General features: G+C 72.1%; 18 protein-coding genes and 1 pseudogene. 9 read left to right on the top strand and 10 right to left on the bottom strand.

The features are described from left to right. Positions 1-136 precede the first annotated feature (136 nt). A pseudogene (locus BGM09_RS39135) lies at positions 137-241 on the bottom strand (glycosyltransferase); the annotation flags it as partial. Between the two features lie 226 nt (positions 242-467). Between BGM09_RS39135 and BGM09_RS10570 the strand changes: the two are divergent. Both BGM09_RS10570 and BGM09_RS10575 read left to right on the top strand, forming a co-directional pair. Next, entirely contained in the window at positions 468-1,292 is an 825-nt protein-coding gene (locus tag BGM09_RS10570; RefSeq protein ID WP_188281242.1) for a response regulator transcription factor, read from the top strand. After that, a complete protein-coding gene (locus BGM09_RS10575; RefSeq protein ID WP_188281243.1) occupies positions 1,285-2,403 on the top strand; it encodes a sensor histidine kinase in 1,119 nt (372 codons plus the stop codon). The genes BGM09_RS10570 and BGM09_RS10575 overlap by 8 nt, the downstream gene beginning before the upstream one ends. 401 nt (positions 2,404-2,804) lie before the next feature. Here BGM09_RS10575 and BGM09_RS10580 read toward each other — a convergent pair whose 3' ends face one another. The 6 genes from BGM09_RS10580 to BGM09_RS10605 form a co-directional block, all read right to left on the bottom strand. Then, positions 2,805-3,848: an LD-carboxypeptidase gene (locus tag BGM09_RS10580; protein WP_188281244.1), complete on the bottom strand. Its 1,044-nt coding sequence runs from the start codon at positions 3,846-3,848 to the stop codon at positions 2,805-2,807. Then, positions 3,845-5,839 (bottom strand): LpqB family beta-propeller domain-containing protein, encoded by a 1,995-nt coding sequence (locus BGM09_RS10585; RefSeq protein ID WP_188281245.1) that lies wholly within the window; start codon positions 5,837-5,839, stop codon positions 3,845-3,847. Before BGM09_RS10585 ends, BGM09_RS10580 begins: the two co-directional genes overlap by 4 nt. Further along, positions 5,836-7,206 (bottom strand): M20/M25/M40 family metallo-hydrolase, encoded by a 1,371-nt coding sequence (locus BGM09_RS10590; RefSeq protein WP_188281246.1) that lies wholly within the window; start codon positions 7,204-7,206, stop codon positions 5,836-5,838. Before BGM09_RS10590 ends, BGM09_RS10585 begins: the two co-directional genes overlap by 4 nt. Next, positions 7,199-8,032, bottom strand: coding sequence for a M55 family metallopeptidase (locus BGM09_RS10595; RefSeq protein ID WP_188281247.1), 834 nt, complete (start codon positions 8,030-8,032; stop codon positions 7,199-7,201). Before BGM09_RS10595 ends, BGM09_RS10590 begins: the two co-directional genes overlap by 8 nt. Before the next feature lie 97 nt (positions 8,033-8,129). Next, entirely contained in the window at positions 8,130-8,852 is a 723-nt protein-coding gene (locus BGM09_RS10600; protein ID WP_188281248.1) for a methyltransferase domain-containing protein, read from the bottom strand. 171 nt (positions 8,853-9,023) lie between these two features. Continuing rightward, the gene (locus tag BGM09_RS10605) at positions 9,024-11,591 is read right to left on the bottom strand and encodes a SpoIIE family protein phosphatase (protein WP_188281249.1); all 2,568 of its coding nucleotides are present in this window, start codon (positions 11,589-11,591) and stop codon (positions 9,024-9,026) included. Positions 11,592-11,873: 282 nt separating this feature from the next. Between BGM09_RS10605 and BGM09_RS10610 the strand changes: the two genes are divergently transcribed. Continuing rightward, positions 11,874-13,580 (top strand): MFS transporter, encoded by a 1,707-nt coding sequence (locus BGM09_RS10610; RefSeq protein WP_317452636.1) that lies wholly within the window; start codon positions 11,874-11,876, stop codon positions 13,578-13,580. A gap of 246 nt (positions 13,581-13,826) precedes the next feature. Here the strand turns inward: BGM09_RS10610 and BGM09_RS10615 are convergent, their stop codons facing one another. Both BGM09_RS10615 and BGM09_RS10620 read right to left on the bottom strand, forming a co-directional pair. Beyond that, positions 13,827-16,319, bottom strand: a complete 2,493-nt coding sequence (locus tag BGM09_RS10615; RefSeq protein ID WP_317452637.1) for an MFS transporter — start codon at positions 16,317-16,319, stop codon at positions 13,827-13,829. A 211-nt stretch (positions 16,320-16,530) separates the two neighbouring features. Further along, the gene (locus BGM09_RS10620) at positions 16,531-16,977 is read right to left on the bottom strand and encodes an SRPBCC family protein (protein WP_188281250.1); all 447 of its coding nucleotides are present in this window, start codon (positions 16,975-16,977) and stop codon (positions 16,531-16,533) included. Positions 16,978-17,121: 144 nt separating this feature from the next. Here BGM09_RS10620 and BGM09_RS10625 point away from each other — a divergent pair, with 144 nt between their 5' ends. Next, positions 17,122-18,189, top strand: coding sequence for an Rv2578c family radical SAM protein (locus BGM09_RS10625; protein WP_188281251.1), 1,068 nt, complete (start codon positions 17,122-17,124; stop codon positions 18,187-18,189). 21 nt (positions 18,190-18,210) lie between these two features. Here the strand turns inward: BGM09_RS10625 and BGM09_RS10630 are convergent, their stop codons facing one another. Continuing rightward, positions 18,211-18,717 (bottom strand): adenylosuccinate lyase, encoded by a 507-nt coding sequence (locus BGM09_RS10630; protein WP_223186635.1) that lies wholly within the window; start codon positions 18,715-18,717, stop codon positions 18,211-18,213. Between the two features lie 512 nt (positions 18,718-19,229). Here BGM09_RS10630 and BGM09_RS10635 point away from each other — a divergent pair. The 5 genes from BGM09_RS10635 (at position 19,230) to BGM09_RS10655 (ending at position 26,322) form a co-directional block, all read left to right on the top strand. Beyond that, positions 19,230-21,068, top strand: a complete 1,839-nt coding sequence (locus tag BGM09_RS10635) for a 3-hydroxyacyl-CoA dehydrogenase family protein (protein WP_188281252.1) — start codon at positions 19,230-19,232, stop codon at positions 21,066-21,068. A 166-nt stretch (positions 21,069-21,234) separates the two neighbouring features. Further along, a complete protein-coding gene (locus tag BGM09_RS10640; RefSeq protein ID WP_188281253.1) occupies positions 21,235-22,023 on the top strand; it encodes a TetR family transcriptional regulator in 789 nt (262 codons plus the stop codon). Positions 22,024-22,425: 402 nt separating this feature from the next. Further along, the gene (ccrA, locus tag BGM09_RS10645) at positions 22,426-23,802 is read left to right on the top strand and encodes a crotonyl-CoA carboxylase/reductase (protein WP_188281254.1); all 1,377 of its coding nucleotides are present in this window, start codon (positions 22,426-22,428) and stop codon (positions 23,800-23,802) included. Then, complete coding sequence (locus tag BGM09_RS10650; RefSeq protein ID WP_188281255.1) at positions 23,799-25,814, top strand: protein meaA; 2,016 nt, start codon at positions 23,799-23,801, stop codon at positions 25,812-25,814. Before ccrA ends, BGM09_RS10650 begins: the two co-directional genes overlap by 4 nt. Before the next feature lies 1 nt (position 25,815). Next, the gene (locus BGM09_RS10655) at positions 25,816-26,322 is read left to right on the top strand and encodes a MaoC family dehydratase (protein ID WP_188281256.1); all 507 of its coding nucleotides are present in this window, start codon (positions 25,816-25,818) and stop codon (positions 26,320-26,322) included. Position 26,323 lies beyond the last annotated feature (1 nt).

The following is a 26,323-nucleotide window of genomic DNA, read 5'->3' on the forward strand; positions in this document are numbered from 1 at the left end:
GAGGTGGTCACCGGGCGGCACCGGCGGCGGGGGCTGGCGCGGTGGCGGTGGCGGTACGGCTCGCGGGGGCGAGACGGCGCCAGGCCGCGGCGAAGTGCGTGGCCGGAGCCAGGGCGGCGACGTCGGCGGCGTCGTGACCGGCTGGCTCGCCGCCGACCGTCGCAGTACCGGCCTTCTCGTTCAGCACCGCCGTCATGTCGCGGACCGCGTGCCAGGTGCCGCGCCAGGTGCCCGTGACCTTGGGCAGGACGACGTCCGCGACGGCGGGGGAACGGGGGCCGGGGCGGGCATCGGGGCGGATGTCGCCGGGGACGCCGGCCACAGTGGGCGATGGCTTGGTCACACGGATCACCCTACGGAGACGCAAGGGACAAAACGGACCCGCGATCCTTACGAAACGCGGACGGCACCGCTCCCGGGCCTCCGGCCCGGCGTCACTGTCCGTGGCGGGTGTCAGACTCGACAGCATGACCAGCCCCACCGTGCCCGCCGCCCCGGCCCCGCGCCGCCGGGTCCTCGTCGTGGACGACGACCCGACCGTCGCCGAGGTCGTCGCGGGCTACCTCGACCGGGCGGGCTTCGCCGTCGAGCGCGTCGCCGACGGCCCCACCGCCGTCGCCCGCGCCGCAGCCCTCCGGCCCGATCTGGTCGTCCTCGACCTCATGCTGCCCGGCATGGACGGCCTCGAGGTCTGCCGCCGCATCCGCGAGAACGGACCTGTGCCGGTCGTCATGCTCACCGCCCGTGGCGACGAGGACGACCGCATCCTCGGGCTCGAAGTCGGCGCCGACGACTACGTGACCAAGCCGTTCAGCCCTCGCGAGCTGGTGCTCCGCGTCGAGTCCGTCCTGCGCCGCGCGGGCAGCCCGCCCGCCCCCGCCTCCACCCCCGGCGCCTGGCTCCGTTCCGGCTCCCTCGCCCTCGATCCGGCCGCCCGCCGCGCCACCCGCCATGGCGCCGAACTCCCCCTCACCATCCGCGAATTCGACCTCCTCGCCTTCTTCCTGCACCACCCGGGCCGCGTCCTCGGCCGCGAGGAACTCATGCGCCGCGTCTGGGGCTGGGAATTCGGCGACCTCTCCACCGTGACCGTCCATGTCCGCCGCCTCCGCGAGAAGATCGAGGCCGACCCCGCCCGGCCCCGCCTGATCACCACCGTGTGGGGCGTCGGCTACCGCTTCGACCCGTCCGACGACCCCGCGGACGATCCGGTGGACGATCCGGTGGACGACGGGGACGCGGGCGCGGCTTCGGCTTCGGCTTCGGCTTCGGGCAGGGGGCACGATGCGTGACGTGGTGCTCATCGCTGCCTACGCGGCGGCCGGGGCGGGGGCGGCCGGGGTGCTCGGAGCGGTCGCCCTGCGGCTGCTGCGGCACCGATCGGTGGCGTTGTCGCTCGCCGTGGTCGCCGTCGTGACGGTGGCGGCGATGCTCGCGGGGACGCTGTCGGTGGCGTGGGCGATGTTTCTGTCGCAGCACGACCTGGGTGTGGTCACGACGGTGTGCGGGATAGCGGCCGTGGTGTCGCTGGGCGTCACGCTGCTGTTGGGGCGGCGGGTCGTGGCGGGCAGCCGCGCGCTGGCCGCCGCCACGCGGGCCTTCGGCGACGGCGACGCCTTCGCCGCTCCCGCGCATGCCCCCACGGCCGAACTCGCCGAGCTGGGACGCGAGTTGGCCGTCACCAGCGCCAAGCTGGCCGACTCGCGCCAGCGCGAGCGCGCCCTTGAGGCGTCGCGCCGCGAGCTGGTCGCGTGGATCTCGCACGATCTGCGGACGCCGCTCGCCGGACTCCGGGCGATGACGGAAGCGCTGGAGGACGGCATAGCGGAGGACCCGGCCCGCTACCACAAGCAGATACGCGCCGAGGTCGACCGGCTCAGCGGCATGGTCGGCGACCTCTTCGAACTCTCCCGCATCCAGGCGGGCGTTCTCGCGCTCTCCCCCACCCGCATGTCGATGTACGACCTCGTCGGCGACGCCATAGCGGGCGCGAATCCGCTGGCCCGCGAGCACGGTGTACGGCTCGTGGGCGACGGGGTCGAGCCGGTGCCGGTGGAGGTCGACGGCCGTGAGATGACGCGGGTCCTGGCCAACCTCCTGGCCAACGCCATCCACCGCACCCCCGCGGACGGCACCGTCGCCGTTTCCGCGCGGCGCGACACCGCTTCCGGCTCCGTCGTGCTCTCCGTCACCGACGGCTGCGGCGGCATCCCCGCCGACGACCTTCCCCGCGTCTTCGACACCGGGTGGCGCGGGACCGGGGCGCGGACGCCTCCGGCGGGGGCGGGACTCGGGCTCGCCATCGTCCGTGGCATCGTCGAGGCGCACCACGGGCGGGCCGCCGTGCACAACGTCCCCGGCGGCTGCCGCTTCGACGTCGTCCTCCCCGCCGCCCCCCTCTGACGCCCCCGGCCCTACCCCGCCCCTTCGACGGGCGTCAGCCCGTGCCTTTAGGGTCGCGCCGGCACCCGCCGCAGCAGCGATGAACGGTGCCCCGTGTTTTCAGGGGCGCTGGGGGCACTTCCCGGCCGAAGGCCGGGCGAGGAACTGCGCGGCCCACCCCCCACCTGGCCGGCTGCCCGAAGACAACCGAACTGCCCCGCCGGGGCGGGTGGTGACCTGCGGCAGCATCGCAGCTTGTCGCGCGGTTCCTCCCCCAGCTACCGCTGGGAGGTGCCCCCAGCGCCCCTAAAACACGCCCTGCGCGAAGCCGGCGCACCACGTCCTCGACCGTGAGGTCCCGGCCGGTCCGGTGGACGGGGCCGCGCCGGGTCGGGGCGTCAGCGCTCCGTAAGAACTACGCGTCACACCAGCGCGGGCACGTCAAAGGTGAGCGTGGCGGCGTCCGCGTCCAGCAGGGCGGGCACTCCGAGCGGCACAGTGAGCGTGGACTCGCAGTGCCCGAAGCCGAATTCCTCGACGATCGGCACATCGAGCCCGCCGAGCAGGTCGGTGATCAGCGCCCGTACGTCCGTGTAGGGGCCGCAGTCCTGCCAGGAGCCGAGGACGATCCCGGCGACCCCGTCCAGCCAGCCGGAGCGCAGGAGTTGGGTGAGAATCCGGTCGAGCCGGTACGGCTCCTCGCCGATGTCCTCCAGTACGAGGATGCCGCCCGCGGCGGACGTGCGGGCGTACGGCGTGCCGAGGTCGGAGGCGAGCAGGCTGACGCAGCCGCCGAGGGTGACCCCGCCAGCCCGGCCCGGCACCAGGGTGCGGGCGGTCGGGGAGGTCAGCGTCACGGTCTCCTCGGGGGTGAAGAGGGTGCGCCGCAGGTGATCCTGGGTGGGGCCGTCCTTGAGGAAGGTCTCGGTCGCCGCCATCGGGCCGTGCAGCGTGGCCAGGCCGAGCCGGGTCGCGAACGCCTCATGGAGCGCGGTGATGTCGCTGTAGCCGATGAACGCCTTGGGCGTGGCCGCCCCCATGGCGTCCCAGTCGAGCAGGTCGACCATGCGCTGGACGCCGTAGCCGCCGCGGGCGCACAGCACGGCCGCCAACGACGGGTCGCACCAAGCCTGTTGGAGGTCGTCGGCGCGGGCCCGATCGGTGCCCGCGAGGTAACCGGAGGGGTGGTCGTCCAGGACGTGCGGTGCCACGACGGGGTCGAGGTCCCAGCTCCGCAGGATGTCGAGGCCCGCGTCGAGGCGTTCGCGCGGTACGGGGCCGCTGGGCGCCACGACGCCGATCCGGTCGCCGGGCGCCAGCCGCCGGGGGCGGATCAGCGCGGGCACCGGCGCCCCGGCCGGGGCGGCCGCCTGCCCCGGTCCGTCTCCGGGCCCCCGTCCCACAAAGGCGTCGGCGGCGGAAGCGGAGGAGGCAGCGGCAGCGGCAGCGGCAGAACTCGCCGTCATGTGTGCAGCTCCAGCGGCGCGACACCCTCCGGTGCGAAGCCGAAGACCTGTCCGTAGAGGGCGAGTTCGGCCTCCAGACAGGTGACCATGGTGTCCAGGCGGCGGAAGCCGTGGCTCTCGCCTTCGAAGGTCAGATACGCGTGCGGGATGCCGCGTCCGGCGACGGCCTCCAGGAACCGCTCACACTGCACGGGCGGGCAGATCACGTCGTCCAGGCCCTGGAGCAGCAGGAACGGCACGTCTATCCGGTCGCCGTGGTGGACCGGCGAGCGGTCGCGGTAGCGCTCGGGCACCTCGTCGAGCGGCCCGATCAGCGACTCCAGGTACTCCGACTCGAAGTCGTGCGTCTCACCGCCCGCCCGCGACCAGCCGCGCAGGTCGAGGATCGGGTAGATGACGGTGCCGCAGGCGTAGGTGTCGGTGGTGGTCAGGGCCGCGGCGCTGGTCCAGCCGCCGGCGCTGCCGCCGCGGATGGCCAGCCGCGCGGGGTCGGCGACGCCTTCGGCGACCAGCCCCTCGGCGACGGCGGCGCAGTCCTCGACGTCCACCACGCCCCACTGCTCGCGCAACCGGTTGCGGTAGGCGCGGCCGTAGCCGGTGGAGCCGCCGTAGTTGACCTCGGCGACGCCGATGCCGCGGGAGGTGAAGTAGGCGATCTCCAGGTCGAGGACCATCGCGGCGCGGCTGGTGGGTCCGCCGTGCACCCAGATGACGTAGGGCGCGGGTCCCTCGGCGGTGACCAGCGGATTGCGCGGCGGGTAGACCTGCGCGTGCACCTCGCGCCCGCCGGGGCCGGTGAAGGTCCTGGCCAGGGCGTCGGGCACGTAGGCGGGGTCGACCGTGTCGTGGTGCGCGGCGCCGATGACGCGGGTGCGGCCGGTCTTGACGTCCAGCTCGACCAGTTCGTACGAGGTGCGGGCGCTGCCCGCGACGCCGATGACGCGGCTGCCGGACGCGGCGAGGGTCGGATTCCACTCGGTCCAGTGCCCGGGGGCGTCGGTGACCTCGCCGGTGGCGGGGTCGAGCAGGCCGAGCCGCAGGGCGCCGACGCCGTGCAGGACGGCGATCAGGCCGTCGTCGAGGGGGGCGAACCAGTGGTGGCCGAGTTTCCACAGCGCGTTGCCGAATTCCTCCTGGCGTGCGCAGAGGTTGACGGCCTCGCCGGTGGCCGGGTCGACGCGGTGCAGATTCCACCAGCCGGTGCGGTCGGTGGCGGCGAGCAGGGTGCCGTCGGCCGCCCAGCCGACCTGGGTGACGGATTCCTCGGGGCCGCCGATCAGGGTGCGTGCGGCGGTGAAGGCGCCGTCGGCGGTGACGTCGGCGATCCGCAGTTCGGTGCCGTCCCAGGGCATCGACGGGTGGTCCCAGGCGGTCCAGGCGGCCCGCGTGCCGTCGGGCGACAGGCGGGGACCTGTGACGAACCGGTGGGTGGCGGGGGCCAGTTCACGTACGGCCGCGCGGTCGTCCGCGGCGGAGCCGTCGAGCGGTACGGCGGCGGGCACGCGGCGTACGTCGGTGGGCTTGTCGCCGGTGAACTCCTCCAGGACGCCCCAGACCTCACCGCGCTCGCGGTGCAGGGTCAGGTCGGCCCAGCGCAGGCCGCCGCCGACGGCGCCGACCGGGGTCAGCGGGCGCGGCGGGGTCTGCGGCGCATCGGGGCGGAAGGCGTAGAGCCGCTGGTCGGCGAAGTCGGCGAAGACCACCAGTGGGGCGCCGTCCACGACGGCGCCCGCCCAGGGGGTGCCGCCGTATTCGATGACGCGGCTGCGGACGTTCCAGGGCGCGGGCAGCGGGCATTCCTCGGTGCCGTCGGGCCTGCGGCGGATCAGCGCGCGGCGGCCCCCTTCGGCGGGGCGGGGCGCGGTCCACCACACGTCGTCGCCGACGATGCCGACGTATTCGGGGCCGCCGTCGTGCGCGGCGGCCGTGGTGGCGTCGACGGGTGAGGGCCAGGCGCCGTGCCGGGCGGTGCTCCCGGTGGTCGTGGTCACGCTCCGGCCCCCGTTCCCGTGGCGCGCAGGAAGCGGTCGAGGACGTGGACGCCGAAGTGCAGCGCGTCGACGGGCACCCGCTCGTCCACGCCGTGGAAGAGCGCCTGGTAGTCGAAGCCTGGGGGCAGCCGCAGCGGTGAGAAGCCGTAGCCGGTGATGCCGAGCCGGGAGAACTGCTTGGCGTCGGTGCCGCCGGACATGCAGTAGGGCACGACGTGCGCCTGCGGGTCGAAGTGTTCCAGCGACTCGCGCATCGCGGCGTAGGCCGGGGAGTCGACCGGGGCCTGGAGCGGGATCTCGCGGTGGTGGAACTCCCAGTCGACGTCGGGTCCCGTGAGCCGGTCCATGGTGGCGGCGAACTCGTCCTCGGCGCCGGGCAGCATGCGGCCGTCGACGTAGGCGGTGGCGGAGCCGGGGATCACGTTGACCTTGTAACCGGCTTGCAGCATCGTCGGGTTGGCGCTGTTGCGGACGGTGGGCCTGACCAGGTCGGCCGCCGCGCCGAGCTGTTCGAGGAGGGTGTCGACGTCGTCCAGGGCGGCCTGGTCGGCGGGGACGCCGTAGAGCGCGGCCAGTTCGGTGAGCGCGGCGGTGACGGTGGCCGTGAGCCGGACCGGCCAGTCGTACTCGCCGATCCTGGCGATGGCGGCGGCCAGTCGGCTGACCGCGTTGTCCCGGTTGACCTTGGAGCCGTGGCCCGCCTTGCCGTGTGCGGTGAGTTTGAGCCATGCGGTGCCGCGCTCGCCCGCGGCGACGGGGTAGATCCGCAGGTCGTCACTGGCGTGGAAGGTGAAGGCGCCGGATTCGCTGATGCCTTCGGTGCAGCCCTCGAAGAAGTCGGCGTGCTTGTCGGTGAGGAAGCCGGAGCCGTAGGAGGCGCTGTCCTCCTCGTCGGCGGTGAAGGCGAGCACGATGTCGCGGGTGGGGCGGTGTCCGGTACGGGCCCAGGCGCGGACGGTGGCAAGCACCATCGCGTCCATGTTCTTCATGTCGATGGCGCCGCGGCCCCAGACGACGCCGTCCCTGATCTCGCCGGAGAAGGGGTGCACGGTCCAGTCGGCGGCCTCGGCGGGCACGACGTCCAGATGGCCGTGGACAAGCAGCGCGTCGGCGTTCGGATCGCTGCCCGCGATCCGCGCGAGTACGTTGGCGCGGCCGGGCGCGGACTCCACGATCTGCGGTTCTATCCCGGCGTCGGAGAGCTGCTGGGCGACGTATTCGGCGGCGGGCCGTTCGTTGCCGTCGCCGCCGCCGCGGTTGGTGGTGTCGATCCTGATGAGGTCGGACGTAAAGGTCACGACCTCGTCGAGTGCCCGCGCGTCCACGGCGTCGTGCCGGACGTCTGCCTCGGCGGTCCGCTCAGCCATACTGCTCCTCCACCGCTTGCGACACGAGTGTGGTGACCGCCTTGAAGGCCCTGATGCCCTCGTACATCGTGGGCAGCGTGTAGGCGACACGCCGCTCCCCCGTCCGCTCCACGCCGGGCACCACGGTGGCGGCCCCGGCCAGGTGAACGGCGTCGAATTCCAGCTCGACGGTGAAGGGCCCGGCCTGCGCGGGCTCGTGGCGCACGGCCAGCGCGGCGGCGTCCTTGGCGGCGGCCCTGATGTCGGCGGCGGTGCGCGCGGGCGGGCGGCAGACGGCCGCGTAACGCGACACGTAGTCCTTCACCGCGACGGTACGGGCCTGCGGCGCGTACCCCTCGGCGTCGATCCCGGTCCTGTCGTCGCCGGTCACCAGCACCACGGGGACGCCGTACTCGGCGACGACCAGCGCGTTGAGCCTGCCCTCGCTGGCGGCGACGCCGTTGACCCACACGCCGGTGATGGAGTTGGCGAGGTAGGTGTGGGCGAGGACCCCCTCGGTCCCGGCGCCGGTGTGGTAGCCGACGAAGGCGATGCCGTCCACGTCTCCGTGCTGGACGCCCTCGACCATGGAGAGATCCTTGTGGCGGCCGGTGAGCATCTGGGCGCGCTCGTCCAGCTTCTCCAGCAGGAGATTGCGCATGGTCCAGTGCGCCTCGTTGACCAGCACCTCGTCCGCGCCGCCGTCGTAGAAGCCCGCGACGGCGGCGTTGACGTCGGAGGTGAACATATGGCGGCAGCGCTGCCACTGCTCGCTGCCGGGCAGCACGTCGGCGGGCCAGGTGACACCCGTCGCGCCTTCCATGTCCGCCGAGATCAGGATCTTCATGTTGCGTCACGTTACGCGGCGGCCGGAGGGCGCACCAGGGCCGGGCCCGGCCTGTGGATAACTTCAGTGGTCCAGACCACTGAAGCGGACGGGGGAATCAGCCGGTACGGCCCGCCACCAGCCATTTCGACGGAATCTCTATGCGTGTCCCGTCCACCCTGAACTCCGTTGTCACCAAGGGCTGTTCACCGTCGGCCAGCACATCGAGCCCGGCGGCCCGGAAGAATTCGGGCAGCGCCGCGTCCGACACCTCCCCGGGCGCGATGCCGTGCGCGAAGATCGCCCCGAGCTTCTGCGGCGGCCCGGCGGGCCCCTGCGCGAGCCCCATCAGCACCGGCTTGGCCGCCTCCGCCAGCTCCAGCGCGAAGGCCCGGCCGCGGTGCCCGGTGAGCACCGCTATGCCGTCCGCCAGCCCCGCGCGGTCCTCCGGCTCGCACTGGTGCAGCACCCCGCGCATGTAGACGTTGGCGTCGCCGATCTCCTCGTGCAGCCGTTCCACCGCGTCGGTGTCCACCGCGTCCAGCCGCTGGTACTCCGCCGCCCCGTGCGGATCGTCGCGCCTGGCCCGGTCGATCGCCTCCCGCGAGAGGTCCACGCCGACCACCCGGTCGTACCGCTCGGCCAGGAAGCGGGTCTGCGTCCCGTTCCCGCAGCCGAGGTCCACCACCGGAAGGCCGGGGTCGAAGTACGCCCGGAAGTGGGGGTGGTGCTGTTCCGCCGCGAGCTCGGGGGCGGAGTCCCAGAAGACTCCGCCCGGCTCGTGGGGCGCGTCCTGCCAGAAACTCTCCCACGCCTGCTCATACCCGCTGGACACGTTCACGCGTACTCACCACTCCCCAGGACCGCGATCGTAGATAAAGGCAGAGGCACGGCCGCCGACCGTGCCCGCATCAGGAGCTACCGGACCGTCACTTCGGAGTCAACGGCCAGAGCGGAATCGACCGCGCCGGCGGAACCAACACCTCGGGCGGAATCGACGGCAGCGGCGGAATCAGCGGCTCCGGCCCGGCAGCGGCTGCTCGAACCAGACGGACTTGCCCTGCGCGAAGCGGCTGGTGCCCCACTCGCGGGCGAGCCTGCTGACGATCCGCATGCCGCGCCCGCCCTCGTCGTCGGGTCCGGCGCTCAGCAGGACGGGGACGGCGTGGTCGTCGTCGGTCACCTCGCACAGCAGCGCGCCCGCGCGCACCAGCCGCAGCCCGATCCGCCGGGTGTGCGCGTGCCGCACCGCGTTGGTGACCACCTCGCCGACCAGCAGCTCCGCCGTCTCCGAGATCTCCGCCAGGTCCCAGCCGAGCAGCGTCTCGCGGACCAGGGCGCGGGCCCGCGCCACCTCGCGCGGGTCCGGCTCCAGCTCCCAGGTCGTCACGTCGCGCCGCGGGATGCCGTTGAGCCGGGCCATCAGCAGCGCCACGTCGTCCTTGCGACCGCCGCGCGGGTTGAGCGCGCGGATGATCGTGTCGCAGGCGTCGTCCATCGACGCGGCCGGGTGCGCGGCGCTCTCGCACAGCGCGGCCAGACCGGTGCCGATGTCCTGGCCGCGCACCTCCACCAGGCCGTCGGTGCACAGGATGAGCCGGTCGCCGGGCGCGACCGGCACCCGTACCGTCTCGAACGGCACCCCGCCGACGCCCAGCGGCGCGCCCGTGGGCACGTCGAGCAGCTCGCTGCGGCCGTCTGCGGCGCGGACCAGCACCGGCGGGATGTGTCCCGCGTTGGCGATCAGCAGATCGGACTCGACCGGGTCGTAGACCGCGTAGAGGCAGGTCGCCAGATACTGCTCGCCGAGCCGCTGCGCCAAGTCGTCCAGATTGCGGAGCAGTTGGGCCGGTGGCATGTCGAGCCCGGCCATGGTCTGCACCGCGGTACGGAACTGGCCCATCATCGCGGCCGAGTTCAGCCCGTGGCCCATCACGTCGCCGACCACCAGCGCCAGCCGCGATCCGGGCAGCTTGATGCTGTCGAACCAGTCGCCGCCGACCCGGCCCAGCCGCTCGCCCGGCAGATAGCGGGTCGCCACGTCACACCCCGGCATCCGCGGCGCGATGTGCGGCAGCATGCTGTCCTGGAGGGTGTCGGCGACATTCTCCTGATACGTGTACATGCGCGCGTTGTCGAGGACGAGCCCGGCGCGGGCGGCCAGTTCCGCGCCCGTCACGCGGTCCATGTCGTTGAACACCGCCCGCTCGCGGTGGCGCAGCAGGATCATGAAGCCCAGCACCACATCGCGCGCCTTGAGCGGGACGACGAGCATCGAGCGGTTGTTGATCAGCGGGCTGATGTCGCGCTTGGGGAACTGCGCGGCGATCGCGTTGCCCATCGGCTCGCTGATCCGCGGCACCAGGACCGGGTCGCCGGTGGTCATGCACTGGAAGAACGGCGTCTGCGCGGGGAAGGGCATGGACTCGCCGACCGGCACGACGTCGTCCCAGCGGCCCGGTTCGTCGGTGTGCTCGACCGCCACGCGGTACCACATGGTGGTGACATCGGGCGGCCCGTCGGGGAAGCCCTCACCCGCCAGCACCTGCTCGCGCAGATACGTGCCCGCCACATCGGTGAAGCGCGGCACGACGGCCGCGCTGACTTCCTGAATGGTCCTGGCCAGATCCAGCGAGGTGCCGATCCGGCCGCTCACCTCGTTGAGGAATTCCAGGTGCTCGCGGACCGCCGCGTATTCGAGGTCGGGCGTCGACTCGTCGGCCGGGGCAGCCTGCGGCTCGGCCGCCGCGGCGGCCTCGGCGGCGCGCCGTCTGATCTGCCGCTCGGCCCGGCGCGGCACACCCCAGTCCGGGGTGACCGGCACGCGGTCGTGCTGGCTTATCTCCAGCACCGGATAGCCCAGTTCCAGCACCTGCGCCACGATCCGCCCGCTCTCCAGCGGATTCATGCTCGGCAGGATCTCCGGCAGTCGCTTGGCGAGCTGGTCGGAGCCGGGGAATTCGGTGTGCAGCGCGAAGCCGGGCGCTATCCGCTCCGAGCAGTCCGCCGTCCCCGACGCGTCGGTCTCCGCCACGTCGGGGTCGGTCACCGCGGAGGGCGTCCCGGCAGAGCGCGTCCCGGCGAAGGACGTCCCGGCAGAGGCGGAGGAACCGGCCGCGGAGGAGGCGTCGGTGGCCAGCACGAGCAGCCGCTCGGGGCCAGGACCGACCAGCGGGTAGGCCCACCACAGCACGTCCAAGGGGATGCGCCCGTCGCCGTCGCCCTCGCCGCCGCCCTCGCCGACGCCTTCCGTGCGCCGCACGCAGTCGTACAAACGGGCGCGGCCCGCCGTCGGGTAGGACCTGGCACCGGCCAGCGAGGACTCCAGGTCGGGCCCGGTGACGTCGTACGGATACGCGGTGCCCGCCGTGCCGCTGCCCAGGTCGGCGTCCGGGGGCTCGTCGAGGGCGCCGCCCACCGGTAAGAGGTCGAGCGCGTTCCGCCCGACGGCCTCTTCCCGTGTCCAGCCGAACAGCCGGCGCGCACCCGTACTCCAGTGCGACACCAGCCCCGCGGCGTCCACGACGATCACCGCGAGCGGGATACGTCCGGACGACTCCGGCGGTTGACGGCGGTCCATGGTTCGTCGGGCTCCTTCCCTCGGCCCCGCGGTCCGCGGCCGGAATGCGGTGGGAACCGCCCCGGCACAAGATCTACGATGCCGTTGACCACGGTACGACCGGACCGGGTGCCAGGGGAGGGAAAGTACGAATCCGGGCGCACGCCCGCGCGCGAGCAACCAAACTGCCCGTGCTAGCGTCCAAACCCTCTGTTCGAACTCTCTCACGTCGGTGGAGTTCGACCCCCTCGCCGGAAGGGATACCGGCCGGGGCGCACCGCATCCGCGACCGGAAGAGGCCACGTGACCACCTGGCAGCCTGCGCGCTGGACCGCCATGAGGGGACCGGGGGCCCTTTTCCGGCGGGTCGACCTGCGCAATCCTGTCGTGGCCGCCACGGTGCTCGCCGCGGTCCTGCACGTGATCTGGGCCTATTTCCTGGCCAAGGACTCCGGCGACATGGCCGCGCAGTACGCCTGGACGGATTTCATAAGGGCCCACCCCTCCGCCTCGTACAACCTGTCCTGGTACGGCGGCATGCATCCCGCGTCGTACAGCATTCTGTCGCCGTACATCATGGCCGGGCTCGGCGTGCGGACCACCGCCGTGATCGCGGGCACCTTGTCCACGACGGCGGCGACGCTACTGCTGATCCGCGCCCGGATCAAGCGTCCGATGCTGCCCGCGCTGTGGACGGCGTTCGCTCTTTGGGGTGACGTGCTCTCCGGGCGGGTCACCTTCGCGCTGGGCGTCCTCTTCGGTCTGATTGCCACACTGCTGCTGTTCCCCACCGACCCGCCGGCCGGCGCGCGCCGCACCCCGCGACTGCTGACCGCCACGCTGATGGGCGCGCTGGCCACCATGTGCAGCCCGGTCGCGGGGCTCTTCATCCTGGTGGTCGCGGCGGCGCTGTTCCTCACCGGGCGCCGCAAGGACGCGTATGTGATGGCGGTCTGCCCGCCCCTGGTGGTCGGCGCGACCTCGCTGCTCTTCCCCTTCTACGGGGTGCAGCCCTTCAAGTGGTTCTTCGCCATCATCCCGTTCGCCACGGCCGTGGTGATCGCCCTGGTGGTGCCGCGCGAATGGCGCGTCGTACGCGTCGGGAGCTGGATCTACGCGGCCGGTGTCGCGCTGACGTACATCATCCCGTCGCCGATCGGCAGCAATGTGGAGCGGCTGGCCCTGCTGTTCGGCGGCACCGTGCTGCTGATCGTGGCCATGGCGTGGACCAGGGGCGGCCGGATGGCGCTGATGCTGTACCTGGCCTTCCTGGGCGTCGCGGGCTGGCAGATCTCCAAGCCCGTGGTGGACCTGGTGAACACCTCGGCGCCCGCGTCCACGGTCGAGCACGCGGCGCCGCTGATCGCGCAGCTCACCAAGGTGCGCGCGGACAAGGGCCGGGTCGAGGTCGTACCGCTGCGCTCGCACTGGGAGGCGTCGGGCCTGGCCCCGCACGTCAACCTGGCGCGCGGCTGGAACCGGCAGGCGGACGTCGAGCGCAATCCGCTCTTCTACGACGGCACGCTGACCGCGGAGACCTACCGGCAGTGGCTCCAGCGCTGGAGCGTCGGATACGTGGTACTGCCGTCCGACACTCCGGACGGCGCGGCGGTGGCCGAGGCGAAGATCGTGGCGGCGGGCCAGAACTGGCTGACGCCGGTCTGGCACGACGACTACTGGAAGCTCTACAAGGTCGCGAACGCCGATCCGCTGGCCGATCCGCCCGCGATCGTGGACGAGGCGAGCCCGGCCGAGCTGACCGTGACGATGCCGACCAGCGGCTCGGTGATCCTGCGCATTCCGTGGTCGCCGGTGCTGGGCATCGAGGGCGCCAACGACAACAAGCACGGCTGTCTCATCCAGGACGGCGACTGGACGCGGCTGTACGCGCCCTCGCCCGGCACGTACCGGATCGGCGGCACGTACGCGCTGATCCGTGGCACGCAGTGCAACAAGGACGACGTGGACGGCAGCGGCAGGCCGGTCCGCACGACACCGGCCCGGCGCTGACCGGCCAGCTGTCTGAACCGCCGGCCGGCCGAACCGCCGACTGTGCTGTACGACCGACTGTGCTGTACGACCGGCCGGCCGACCGGCGCTCGACAGCCCCGGTGTCCGGGAACGACAACGGGCGGTGACCCTCACTCTTTTGGAGGAGGGTCACCGCCCGTTCCGTACGGCGGTGCATACGACCGCGCGTCCGCGGCGGGTACGGCGGCGGCGCTGTTCCAGTCGGTGTGGCCTAGTCGGCGTGGCCTAGTCGGCGTGTCCGAGCTGGAGGTCCCGCTCGGTCCTGCCGCCGCCCGCGACCTGGAGGACGGTGGCGACGGGCGGGTAACCGGCGGCGATCACCGTGTACTCACCGGCGGCGAGGTCCACGAAGCGGAAGTGCCCGTCGGGGCCGGTGGTGACCGAGTCCACGACATTGCCCGCCGCGTCCAGCAGCGTGACCCGCGCGTCCTCGACCAGCCGCCCGCCGGGGGCACGAACGGTCCCGCGCAGCACCGCGCCGCCCGCCAACTCCACGTCCTGCCGGGTCTCCCGCGACGCCTGCACCGACACCGGCAGCGCCGCGGGCCTGAAGGCGGGCGCGCTGGCCGCCAGCGTGTACTCGCCCGCCACCAACTCGCTCAGTACGTAAGCGCCTTCGCGTCCGCTGCGGGAGGTGGCCACGACGTCGCCGCGGATGTCGGTCAGCGTCACGATGGCGTCCCTGACCGGGGTGCCGTCCGCGGTGCGCACGGCGCCCGCCAGGCGTCCGGCGCCGCCGAGCACCACGTCGAGTTCGACCGGTCGGTCGGCGACGGTGATACTGACGGCCTGCGGCTGGTGGCCGCCCGCGGCGGCGATCAGCACATAGCTGCCGCTGCCCGGGGTGCTCAGCGCGTACCGCCCGTCCTCGGCGGTCGCGCCGCGGCCGATCTGCCGTCCCGTGACGTCGATCAGGGTGAGCGCGGCGCGGCCGACCGAACTGCCGTCGGAGTGCTGGACGGTGCCGCACACGGGCACACCGCCCGCGTAGCTCTTACGGGCGCCCGGCACGGCCGGGTCGGTCACGGTGAAGCCGGGCGCGCCGTCGGCGCCGGTGAGGGTGTCCGTGGCGGTGTCGCCGTCGTACGTGGTCGTCGGGGAAGCGGGGCCGTGCTGGGTCACCAGGGGTTTCTCCTTGAGGAGGAAGGCGAAGAGGAAGCCGAGCGCGAGCACCGGCACCAGGTAGAGGAAGATCCGCGGCATGGCCTCGGCGTACGCGTTGACGTAGCCGTCGCGCACGGACGCGGGGAGGGTGCGGACCAGTTGGGGGGTGACCGACTGCGCGTCGGGCAGGTGGGCGCCCTTGGGGAGTTCGACCGCGAGGCGCTTGGCGAGGCGGTCGGCGAAGAGCGTGCCGAAGACGGCCGCGCCGACCGAACCACCGATCTGCCGGAAGTAGTTGTTGGCGCTGGTGGCCGCGCCGATGTCGGAGGGGCGGACCGAATTCTGCACGGCGAGCACCAGCACGGGCAGCATCAGGCCGATGCCGAGGCCGAGTACGGCCATGTAGACGCTGTACTCGGCCTGCGGGGTGTCGGCGTCCATCAGCGACAGCAGGTACATGCCGGCCGTCGACAGGGCGCCGCCGACGATCGGGAAGATCTTGTAGCGCCCTGTCCTGCTGATCAACTGCCCGCCGACGACGGAGGCGAGGACGACGCCCATCATCATCGGCAGCATAAGGAGCCCTGATCCGGTGGCGCTCGCGCCGTCGACCATCTGGAGGAAGGTCGGCAGATAGCTGGCGGCGCCGAACAGGGCGACGCCGACGATCCCGCCGATCAGGGCGGTGGTGTTGAAGACTCCGTCGCGGAACAGCCGCAAGGGGATGACCGGTTCTGCGGCGAACCGCTCGACGAGTACGAAGAGCAGCGCGCTGACCACGGCTCCGGCGCCGAGGCCGAGGATCTCCCGGGACTGCCAGCCGTACTTGGAGCCGCCCCAGGTGGTGACGAGCACCAGGCAGGTGGAGCCGACGGCGAGCAGCAGGGCGCCGAGCACGTCGAGGCGGGGCCGGACGGCGGGCTTGGGGAGTTTCAGCACGAGGCTGATCACGACGAGGGTGACCAGGCCGAAGGGCACGTTGATCGAGAAACACCAGCGCCAGGAGGCGTGGTCGGTGAAGAAGCCGCCGAGCAGCGGTCCCGCGACCGACGCGAGGCCGAAGGCTGCGCCGATCAGACCCATGTAGCGGCCGCGTTCGCGCGGCGGCACGATGTCGGCCATGATCGCCTGCACGCCGATCATCAGTCCGCCGCCGCCGATGCCCTGGATGGCGCGGAAGGCGATCAGTTCGTCCATGGTGCGCGACCAGGCGGCCAGCGCGGAGCCGATGACGAAGGTCATGATGGCGAACTGGAAGACGATCTTGCGGCCGAAGAGGTCGCCGAGCTTGCCGTAGATCGGCAGTCCGATGGTGGACGCCAGCAGGTAGGCGGTGACGACCCAGGACATTTTGTCGAGGCCGTGCAGCTCGCCGACGATCTTCGGCAGGGCGGTGGCCACGATCATCTGGTCGAGCGCGGCCAGCAGCAGCGCCAGCATCAGGCCGAGGAAGACCAGGCGGACCCGGCGCGGTGTGAGGTCGACCGCGGCGCCGTTGCCGCCGGGCGGTCCCGCGACGCCGCCGCCCGCCTCCTCGGCCGCGCCCCCGGTCCCCTCCCCCGGCCGTTCGTCGTCCACGGCCGCCGGACGCTCGATCAGCGTGCTGCCACCCACTGCCACTCCCCTCGTCGCGCCTGACTGGCCACCGTTTCCCGCATTAAGCGACAACGACGAGCAAGCGCGACGATTCTCAGGAAGTACGCGAAACCACCCGTATCAGTGAACGATCACGAAACCGGCGGCACCGTAAGGGGCTTCGCTCCCCCTCACTTCACTCCCCTCACTTCACTCAGCTCAGCCTCACTCCCCTCACTCAGCTACAGCCTCACTTCTTCTCGATGTCGGCGGCCAGCGAGGCGAGCAGCGCGTCGTAGATACGGCCGAGGCCCTTGGGCGCGAAGGTGCACTCGAAGAAGCCGCCGACGCCGCTCGCGCCCTGCCAGGTGGTGACGACGACGACCTTGCTGCGGCCCTCGCCCGACGGGGTGACCGTCCAGGTGTTCACGAGCGTCGAATTGCGGTCGGTCTCGACCAGCGTGTCCGCGGCGGGCGCGGAGACGTCGAAGAGGCAGTCGCGGATCCGCTTGCTGGTGGCCTGGAGCTTCCAGTGGACGACGGTGCCCGCGCCGTGGCCGCCCTCCCGGACCTCGTACTCGCTGAACTGCTCAGGGAGCACCCGGCCGCGGGTGCCCGCGTAGTCGGCGAGGGCGCCGTACACCCGCTCCGGCTCCGCGTCGACGATCCGCTCCGTGGTGGCCTCGACCAGCGCCATGACTTCTCCTCAGGTCCGTGCCAGGTCGCGCGCCTTCCCTGCGCGCCGTACAAGCCAACCACACGCGTTTATCGAATCTGTGTTCTATTGTGGACGGACGGGCGACCGGAGACGGCCGGCCGGAAACGACCGGAGGAGGGCGCGATGCGCTGGGACCATCTGAGCGGCGACGACGCGGCGGCCGGTGGCGCGCCCGCGCTCTTCGGCGCCGACGCGGTCACCCGGACCTTCGACACGCCGGGCTTCCGCGGCATCACCTTCCACGAGATACGGGCGAAGTCGATCATCAACCGGGTGCCGGGGGCGTCCCGGATGCCCTTCGAGTGGACGGTCAATCCGTACCGCGGGTGCAGCCACGCCTGTGTGTACTGCTTCGCGCGCAAGACGCACAGCTATCTCGATCTCGACACCGGGATCGACTTCGACTCGCAGATCGTGGTGAAGACCAACGCGCCGGAGCTGCTGCGCCGGGAGCTGGCGTCGGCGCGCTGGCAGGGCCAGCACATCGCGATGGGCACGAACGTGGACTGCTACCAGCGCGCGGAGGGCCGGTATCAGTTGATGCCCGGCATCATCGCCGCGCTGCGCGACCGCGCCAACCCCTTCTCGATCCTCACCAAGGGCTCGTTGATCCTCCGCGACCTGGAACCGCTGCGGCAGGCCGCCGGCGTCACCGATGTGTCCATCGCCCTGTCGGTCGGCTTCACCGACGGCGAGCTGTGGCGCGGCGTGGAGCCGGGTACGCCTTCCCCCGAGACCCGGCTGGCGGTCTGCCGCACCCTGCGGGCGAACGGGCTGCCGCCCACCGTGCTGATGGCGCCCGTCCTGCCCTTCCTCAGCGACTCCCCCGAGCAGTTGCGGGCCACCGTCCGCGCCATCGCCTCGGCGGGCGCCGCCTCGATCACGCCCCTGGTCCTCCATCTGCGGCCGGGCGCCCGCGAGTGGTACATGGCGTGGCTCGGCCGGCACCACCCGCGTCTCGTACGGCGCTACGAGACGATGTACGCGGGCGGCGCGTACGCCCCGACGTGGTACCAGCGCCGGGTCACCCGCCAAGTCCACGAATTCGCCACGGAGTTCGGCTGCGGGCCCGCGCATCGCGAAGGCACCCGGCGCTTCCGGAAGCCGGGCGAGGCGGAGCCCGAGGGGGTGCCCGCGGCACGGCCCACGGTCGAGCCCGCCGCCGGAACCACCCAGCTCACGCTGTTGTGATCCCCGAGCGCGGGACACGTCTTAGACGTCAGCCAGCGCCGCGTAGGCGGCCGGGGCCAGTGGCGGGTGGGCGGTCGCGGCGCGCAGCGCGTGCCGGGCGGCGGGAGGCGCCTCCCGCGCGCACAGTGTGCCCAGGCCCTCCACGCAGGCCAGCGCGATGCGTTCGTGGGGCGCGGGGTTCGGCCCGGCGAGCAGCCGCTCCAGGGTGACGGTGAGCGCCGGTACGGCCTCGGGCGCACGCATCCGTACCAGGAGGCGGATAGCGGGCAGCGCGTACGCGACACGCAGTTCGTTGGTGGCCAGCGCGGCGGCCGCCCGCCCGGTCCGCGGGTCCGCCAGCCGCGCCAGCGCCTCGGCGGCGCGGCTCGCCCGCGACTCGTCCCGGTAGTTCAACAACAGCGCCAGCGTCTCGAACGCCCGCCGGTCTCCCGCCTCCGCCAACTCCACGGCCGCCGCCTCCCTCTCCTCCAGCGGTTCACCTGAGGCGGTGAGCTTGCGAGCGAGGCGTTCACGGGTCTCGACGTCCATCTCCCCACTCTAGAAGCCGAGTTGTCCGCCACCGGGCGTTTGAGCCGAAGCGCTCCCGTCTGCCCCGCTGGGGCCGGTTTTTCGCCCGCGCCACCGCGCTGGCTGAGCGCGCAGTTCCCCGCGCCCCTAAAAACCAGGCCCTTCGCCGGCGCAGCGCGCTTTTCCCGCGCCCCTAAAAGGCACCCACCTGCGCAAGCCGAACGGAGAAGGGGCGGGCCGCGCCGGAGGCGGGGGGCTCAGATGGGGGCGGCGCACATCACATGGGCACAGGACTGGCGGGGATGTTACTCGCCGGTTACGCTCGGGGGACGTGCACGGAGGTCGGTGACGCAGCCGCCGTGGACGGGAATTTCGTCGGTTCGGCATCATCGCGGCGCGGCCCCGGGACAGGGCTCGCCCCTCTCTTCGCGCGGGCACGCACCCCTGCACTTCCGGCCCGCGACTCCACCTCACTCCTTCAGCCGTGTGCGCGCGTGGCGCGCCCCGGTCTCCCCAGCGTCTGGAGTCACGCGATGGACCGTCCGTCCACACCCTCATCGTCAGCAACCGCATCCTCACCCCCCGCCGCGAGCGCGACGCCCCTGGCGACCGTCGCCGTCGTGGGCCTGGGCACCATGGGCACCGGCATCGCCGAGGTCATGGCCCGCGCCGGTCACGAGGTGATCGGCATCGACATCGACCAGAGCGCGGCGCGCCGCGCGGTCGCGGCGCTGGAGCGTTCCACGGCGCGCGCCGTGGAACGCGGCCGGAGCACCGAGGCGGAGCGCGGCGACGCGCTGGCCCGCTTCCGTACCTTCCCCGATCTGCGGGCCGCCGCCGAGGCGGATCTGGTGATCGAGGTGGTCGACGAGCGCTACGACATCAAGCGCGAGGTCTTCACGGAACTGGACCGGCTGGCCAAGCCGGACGCGATCCTGGCGACCGGCACGAACGCGCTGTCGGTGACCCGGCTGGCGGCCGAGACCTCCCGCCCCGAGCGGGTGCTGGGGCTGCACTTCTTCGCGCCCGCGCCCGCGATGAAGCTGGTCGAGGTCGTGTCGACGGTCCTGACGTCGCCGGAGACCACCGCGGCCGTCACCGCCCTCGTACTGAGCCTCGGCAAGGAGCCGGTGCCGGTCGGCGACCGGCCGGGTTTCATCGCCGACGGCCTGCTCTTCGGCTATCTCAACCAGGCGGCGGCGATGTACGAGGCGCGGTACGCCACCCGCGAGGACATCGACGCGGCGATGCGGCTGGGCTGCGGGCTGCCGATGGGCCCGCTGGCGCTGCTCGACCTGATCGGCGTCGACACCGCCACGACCGTTCTGGAGGCGATGTACGAGGCGTCCCACGACCGGCTGCACGCGCCCGCGCCGGTGCTCAAGCAGCTCACGGCGGCCGGGCTGCGGGGCCGTAAGTCGGGCCGCGGTTTCTACAGCTACCAGGCGCCGGGCAGCGCGGTCGTGGTGCCGGACGCGCAGACGCCGGGAGCCGGGGACACCCGGCCGGCCGGGCGGCCGGTGCGCGCGGTGGGCGTCGCGGGTTCCGGCACGATGGCGACCGGTATCGCCGAGGTCTTCGCGAAGGCGGGCTTCGACGTCGTGCTGGCCGCCCGTACGCAGGAGAAGGCGGAGTCGGCGGTGGCGCGGCTGGCGAAGTCGCTGGACCGCTCGGTCACCAAGGGCCGGCTGACCCGGGAGCAGCGGGACGCGGCGGTGGCGCGCGTGTCGCCGTCCGGTGCGTACGACTCCTTCGCCGACGCCGACCTGGTGGTGGAGGCGGTGGCGGAGGACCTGGCGGTCAAGCAGCAGCTCTTCCAGACGCTCGACAAGGTCTGCAAGCCGGGCGCGGTGCTCGCCACCACCACCTCGTCGCTGCCGGTGGTCGCGGTCGCGCGGGCCACCGGGCGCCCGCAGGACGTCGTCGGGATGCACTTCTTCAACCCGGCGCCCGCGATGAAGCTCGTCGAGGTCGTGCACACGGTGCTGACCGCGGACGACGTGCGGGCGACGGTGCACCAGGTGTGCGACGCGGTCCGCAAGCACGCGGTGGACTGCGGCGACCGGGCGGGTTTCATCGTGAACGCGCTGCTGTTCCCGTACCTCAACAACGCGGTGAAGATGGTCCAGGACCACTACGCGAGCGTGGACGACATCGACGCGGCGATGAAGCTCGGCGGCGGCTATCCGATGGGCCCGTTCGAACTGCTCGACGTGGTGGGCCTTGACGTGTCGCTGGCGATCGAGCAGGTGCTGCACGAGGAGTTCCGCGATCCGGGCCTGGCGCCCGCGCCGCTGCTGGAACACCTGGTGTCCGCGGGCTGTCTGGGCCGTAAGACCGGCCGCGGCTTCCGCGAGTATGCCCGGCGCTGAGGCGCGCCCCGGCAGTGGAACAGGACACGGCGCCGAGCGCCACGCCGGCACCGGCGGCGCGCCGTCCGGCGGGCGTGAGCGCAGGTCGGACGGCGGTCGTCCGGCGGACTGGGGACGTTTCCCCCCGGCCGCCGGACGGGGGGCCGCGTCGTGTTACGTTCCCCACATGTCCCAGCCCGCGAAGTCCGACCCGCCGGAGACCGCGAACGGCCGCCGCGCCGCGGCCCAGCGCCACCGGGTGCGCCAGGACCTCGCGTCGGCGGCCATGCACCTGTTCGCCGAGCGGGGTTACGAGGCCACGACGGTCGACGACATCGCGGCGACGGCCGGGGTGGCGCGCCGTACGTTCTTCCGGCACTTCCGCTCCAAGGAAGAGGCGATCTTCCCGGACCACGACGACACGCTGGTACGGGTGCAGGCGGTGCTGGACTCCGCGGAGCCGTACGAGCACCCGCTGGACACGGTGTGCCGGGGCATCACCGAGGTGCTGCGGATGTACGCGCACCTGCCGGAGGTGTCGGTCGAGCGGTACCGGCTGACCCGCGAGGTGCCGACGCTGCGGGAGCGGGAGATCGCCTCGGTGGCCCGTTACGAGCGGCTGTTCACCCGCTATCTGCTGGGCCACTTCGACGAGGGCGCGCACCGGGACGGTGACGACGACCCGCTGCTGGCCGAGGTGGCCGCCTCCGCGGTGGTCGCGGCGCACAATCACGTCCTGCGGCGCTGGCTGCGCAATGACGGCAAGGGCGATGTGGAGGCGCAGCTCAACCACGCCTTCGACGTCATCAAGGCCACCTTCGGCAGTGGCATCGGCGCGGGCCGGATACCGTCGCGGGTCGCGGTGGAGCCTACGGCGACCGTGTCGCGGCAGGGTGAGGTGGTGGTCGCGGTCGCCCGCACCGACGCCTCCCCGGCCGAGATTCTGCGGACGATAGAGCAGGCCCTGCGCCGCTGAGCGCCCCGGGTGCCGTCGGCGCCCGCCCGGCGCACGAGCGCCCGCCCCACCGCACCCGCGACCACGGCAGCGGCCGACCGGAACCCCGGTCGGCCGCTGCCGCTCGTTTGTGGCGTCCCGGTGACACGTGAGACAAATTTTTGGCACGCAGTGTCTTTACGACTGGCACTGCGTGCCATACCGTGACGGTAGTCCGGGCGGCCGGCGTACGGATATCCCGCGTACGCCGACTGTCCCCAAGGCCCGGACCCGCCTGCGTCACAGGTATCCCCGCGCCACCGCGCACATGGTCAGTTCCACCGCCGTTCCCGCCGGACCGACGACGGCACCCCCCGCCATCCGCCCCTGCGTTCCCTCAAGCGTCAACGCAGCAGCAGCACGCTTCGCCGGAGGTCAGACACCATGAAGGAAATCCTGGACGCGATCCTCGCGCCGGACAGTTCGGCCGCCGACTTCGCGGCCCTCCCGCTGCCGGAGTCCTACCGCGCCGTCACCGTCCGCAAGGACGAGGCCGAGATGTTCGCCGGACTCACCACCCGCGAGAAGGACCCCCGCACCTCGCTCCACCTCGACCAGGTCCCGCTGCCCGAACTCGGGCCCGGCGAGGCCCTGGTGGCGGTGATGGCCAGCTCGGTCAACTACAACTCGGTCTGGACCTCGATCTTCGAGCCGGTCTCGACCTTCTCCTTCCTCGAGCGCTACGGCAGGATGTCGCCGCTCGCCAAGCGGCACGACCTGCCGTACCACGTCATCGGCTCCGACCTGGCGGGCGTCGTGCTGCGCACCGGCGCCGGGGTCAACGCCTGGAAGCCCGGCGACCGGGTCGTCGCGCACTGCCTGAGCGTGGAACTGGAGTCCGCCGACGGGCACAACGACACGATGCTCGACCCCGAGCAGCGGATCTGGGGCTTCGAGACCAACTTCGGCGGCCTCGCCGAGATCGCGCTGGTCAAGTCCAACCAGCTCATGCCCAAGCCGGAGCACCTCACGTGGGAGGAGGCCGCGGCGCCCGGACTCGTCAACTCCACGGCCTACCGCCAGCTCGTCTCGCGCAACGGCGCGGGCATGAAGCAGGGCGACAACGTGCTGATCTGGGGCGCGAGCGGCGGACTCGGCTCGTACGCCACGCAGTTCGCGCTGGCGGGCGGCGCCACCCCGATCTGCGTCGTCTCCAGCCCGCAGAAGGCGGACATCTGCCGGGCGATGGGCGCGGAGGCGATCATCGACCGCAGCGCCGAGGGCTACCGGTTCTGGAAGGACGAGCACCACCAGGACCCGCGCGAGTGGAAGCGGTTCGGTGCCCGGATCCGCGAACTGACCGGCGGCGAGGACGTCGACATCGTCTTCGAGCACCCCGGCCGCGAGACCTTCGGCGCCTCGGTCTACGTCACCCGCAAGGGCGGCACGATCGTCACCTGCGCGTCCACCAGCGGCTACACCCACGAGTACGACAACCGCTACCTCTGGATGAGCCTGAAGCGGATCGTCGGCTCGCACTTCGCCAACTACCGCGAGGCGTGGGAGGCCAACCGGCTGATCGCCAAGGGGAAGATCCACCCGACGCTGTCGCGGACGTACACGCTGGCCGAGACCGGGCAGGCGGCGTACGACGTGCACCGCAATCTCCACCAAGGCAAGGTCGGCGTCCTCGCGCTGGCCCCCGAGGAGGGCATGGGCGTCACCGACCCGGAGCTGCGCGCCAAGCACCTGCCCTCGATCAACCTGTTCCGCGACGCGACGTCCGGTGTCCCCGACTCCCCTGCCGGGGAAGCCCGATGACAGGGCGTCGCAAGGACCGGCCGTGGCTGATGCGGACCTACGCGGGGCACTCGACCGCGGAGGCGTCCAACGAGCTGTACCGGCGCAATCTGGAGAAGGGCCAGACGGGCCTGTCCGTCGCCTTCGACCTGCCGACCCAGACCGGCTACGACGCGGACCACGTGCTGGCCCGCGGCGAGGTCGGCCGGGTCGGCGTGCCGATCGCCCATCTCGGCGACATGCGGCGGCTGTTCCAGGACATCCCGCTGGAGCGGATGAACACCTCGATGACCATCAACGCCACCGCCATGTGGCTGCTGGCGCTCTACCAGGTGGTCGCCGAGGAACAGGGACTCGGTGAGGAGGGCCTCACAGCGCTCCAGGGCACGACGCAGAACGACATCGTCAAGGAGTACCTGTCGCGGGGGACGCATGTCTTCCCGCCGGTCCCGTCGCTGCGGCTGACCACCGACATGATCACGTACACGGTCAACCACCTCCCCAGGTGGAATCCGATCAACATCTGTAGCTACCACCTCCAGGAGGCCGGGGCCACGCCGGTGCAGGAGATCGCCTACGCGATGTCCACGGCGATCGCCGTCCTGGACGCGGTCTTCGCCTCGGGGCAGGTGCCGCAGGAGCGCAGGGGCGACGTCGTCGCGCGGATCTCCTTCTTCGTGAACGCGGGTGTGCGGTTCGTCGAGGAGATGTGCAAGATGCGCGCCTTCGGCCGGATCTGGGACACCGTCACCCGCGAGCGGTACGGCATCGAGAACGCCAAGCAGCGCCGTTTCCGCTACGGCGTGCAGGTCAACTCGCTCGGCCTGACCGAGGCGCAGCCGGAGAACAACGTCCAGCGGATCGTGCTGGAGATGCTGGCCGTCACGCTGTCCAAGGACGCCCGCGCCCGCGCGGTGCAACTCCCGGCGTGGAACGAGGCGTTGGGCCTGCCCCGGCCCTGGGACCAGCAGTGGAGCCTGCGCATCCAGCAGGTGCTGGCGCACGAGAGCGACCTGCTGGAGTACGAGGACATCTTCGACGGCAGCCGTGTGATCGAGGCGAAGGTCGAGGAGCTGGTGGCGCTCGCCACCGCCGAGATCGAGCACATCCAGGAGCTGGGCGGCGCCATGGCGGCGGTCGAATCGGGCTACCTGAAGTCGGAGTTGGTGTCCTCGCACGCCGAACGCCGGGCCCGGATCGAGTCCGGCGAGGAGAAGATCGTCGGCGTCAACGTCTACGAGTCCACCGAGACCAGTCCGCTGACCGCCGACCTCGACACCGCCATCATGACCGTCGACCCGGCCAACGAGGCGCGGGTGGTGGCCGCGCTGCACGACTGGCGAGCGGCGCGTGACGAGTCGCGCGCGCGGGAGGCGCTGACCGCGCTGCGCTCGGCCGCGGCGGGCACCGCCAATCTGATGCCCGCGACGCTGGAGTGCGCGCGGGCGGGAGTGACGACCGGCGAGTGGTCGTGGGCGCTGCGCGAGGTGTTCGGTGAGTTCCGGGCGCCGACCGGGGTGAGCAGCGCGCCGGTCGTGGTGGCCGCCGAGGAGGGCAGCCCGATGGCCGAGGTGCGGCGCAAAGTCGCCGAGACGGCCAAGGAGCTGGGCGGCGGACGGCTGCGGCTGCTGGTCGGCAAGCCGGGTCTCGACGGGCACTCCAACGGCGCGGAGCAGATCGCCGTACGCGCCCGCGACGCCGGTTTCGAGGTGGTCTACCAGGGGATCAGGCTGACACCCGAGCAGATCGTGTCGGCGGCGGTGGCCGAGGACGTGCACTGCGTGGGTCTGTCGATCCTGTCAGGTTCGCACGCCGCTCTGGTGCCGGACGTGCTGGAGCGGCTGCGCAGGGCCGGGGTGGACGACATCCCCGTGGTCGTCGGCGGGATCATCCCCTCGGCGGACGCCAAGGCGCTGATCGCGGCCGGAGTGGCGGCCGTCTTCACCCCGAAGGACTTCGGTATCACCGGGATCATCGGCCGGATCGTGGACGAGATCCGGCTCGCGAACAAGCTGGAAAAGCTGGAGGTATGACGTGCAGTTCGGCCGCACTTACGAGGAGTTCGAGGTCGGTGCGCTCTACAAGCACTGGCCGGGAAAGACCGTCACCGAGTACGACGACCACCTCTTCTGCCTCCTCACGATGAATCACCATCCGCTGCACATGGACGCCAACTACGCCGAGAAGACCACCGACTTCGGCCGCAATGTCGTCGTCGGCAACTACGTCTACTCGCTGCTGCTCGGCATGTCGGTGCCCGACGTCTCGGGCAAGGCCATCGCCAATCTGGAGATCGAGTCGCTGAAGCACGTGGCGCCGACCTTCCACGGCGACACGGTCTACGGCGAGACGACGGTGCTCGGCAAGCGCCCGTCGACGTCGAAGAACGACCGCGGCATCGTCGAGGTGGAGACCAGGGGCTACAAGCAGGACGGCACCCTGGTCTGCGTCTTCCGCCGCAAGGTGCTGGTGCCGACCGCCACGTACATCGAGGAGCGCGGCGGGGAACAGCCCGGCCGTCCCGAGCTGGGAGAGAGCTGAG

Source organism: Streptomyces sp. CBMA29 (assembly GCF_014596445.1).
Lineage (GTDB): Bacteria > Actinomycetota > Actinomycetes > Streptomycetales > Streptomycetaceae > Actinacidiphila.

Bases quoted from the DNA above. Each gene is read 5' to 3' on its own strand.
- BGM09_RS10570 (WP_188281242.1), top strand. From the start codon at position 468: ATGACCAGCCCCACCGTGCCCGCCGCCCCGGCCCCGCGCCGCCGGGTC.
- BGM09_RS10575 (WP_188281243.1), top strand. From the start codon at position 1,285: ATGCGTGACGTGGTGCTCATCGCTGCCTACGCGGCGGCCGGGGCGGGG.
- BGM09_RS10580 (WP_188281244.1), bottom strand. From the start codon at position 3,848: ATGACGGCGAGTTCTGCCGCTGCCGCTGCCGCTGCCTCCTCCGCTTCC.
- BGM09_RS10590 (WP_188281246.1), bottom strand. From the start codon at position 7,206: ATGGCTGAGCGGACCGCCGAGGCAGACGTCCGGCACGACGCCGTGGAC.
- BGM09_RS10595 (WP_188281247.1), bottom strand. From the start codon at position 8,032: ATGAAGATCCTGATCTCGGCGGACATGGAAGGCGCGACGGGTGTCACC.
- BGM09_RS10605 (WP_188281249.1), bottom strand. From the start codon at position 11,591: ATGGACCGCCGTCAACCGCCGGAGTCGTCCGGACGTATCCCGCTCGCG.
- BGM09_RS10620 (WP_188281250.1), bottom strand. From the start codon at position 16,977: ATGGCGCTGGTCGAGGCCACCACGGAGCGGATCGTCGACGCGGAGCCG.
- BGM09_RS10625 (WP_188281251.1), top strand. From the start codon at position 17,122: ATGCGCTGGGACCATCTGAGCGGCGACGACGCGGCGGCCGGTGGCGCG.
- BGM09_RS10630 (WP_223186635.1), bottom strand. From the start codon at position 18,717: ATGGACGTCGAGACCCGTGAACGCCTCGCTCGCAAGCTCACCGCCTCA.
- BGM09_RS10635 (WP_188281252.1), top strand. From the start codon at position 19,230: ATGGACCGTCCGTCCACACCCTCATCGTCAGCAACCGCATCCTCACCC.
- BGM09_RS10640 (WP_188281253.1), top strand. From the start codon at position 21,235: ATGTCCCAGCCCGCGAAGTCCGACCCGCCGGAGACCGCGAACGGCCGC.
- ccrA (WP_188281254.1), top strand. From the start codon at position 22,426: ATGAAGGAAATCCTGGACGCGATCCTCGCGCCGGACAGTTCGGCCGCC.
- BGM09_RS10650 (WP_188281255.1), top strand. From the start codon at position 23,799: ATGACAGGGCGTCGCAAGGACCGGCCGTGGCTGATGCGGACCTACGCG.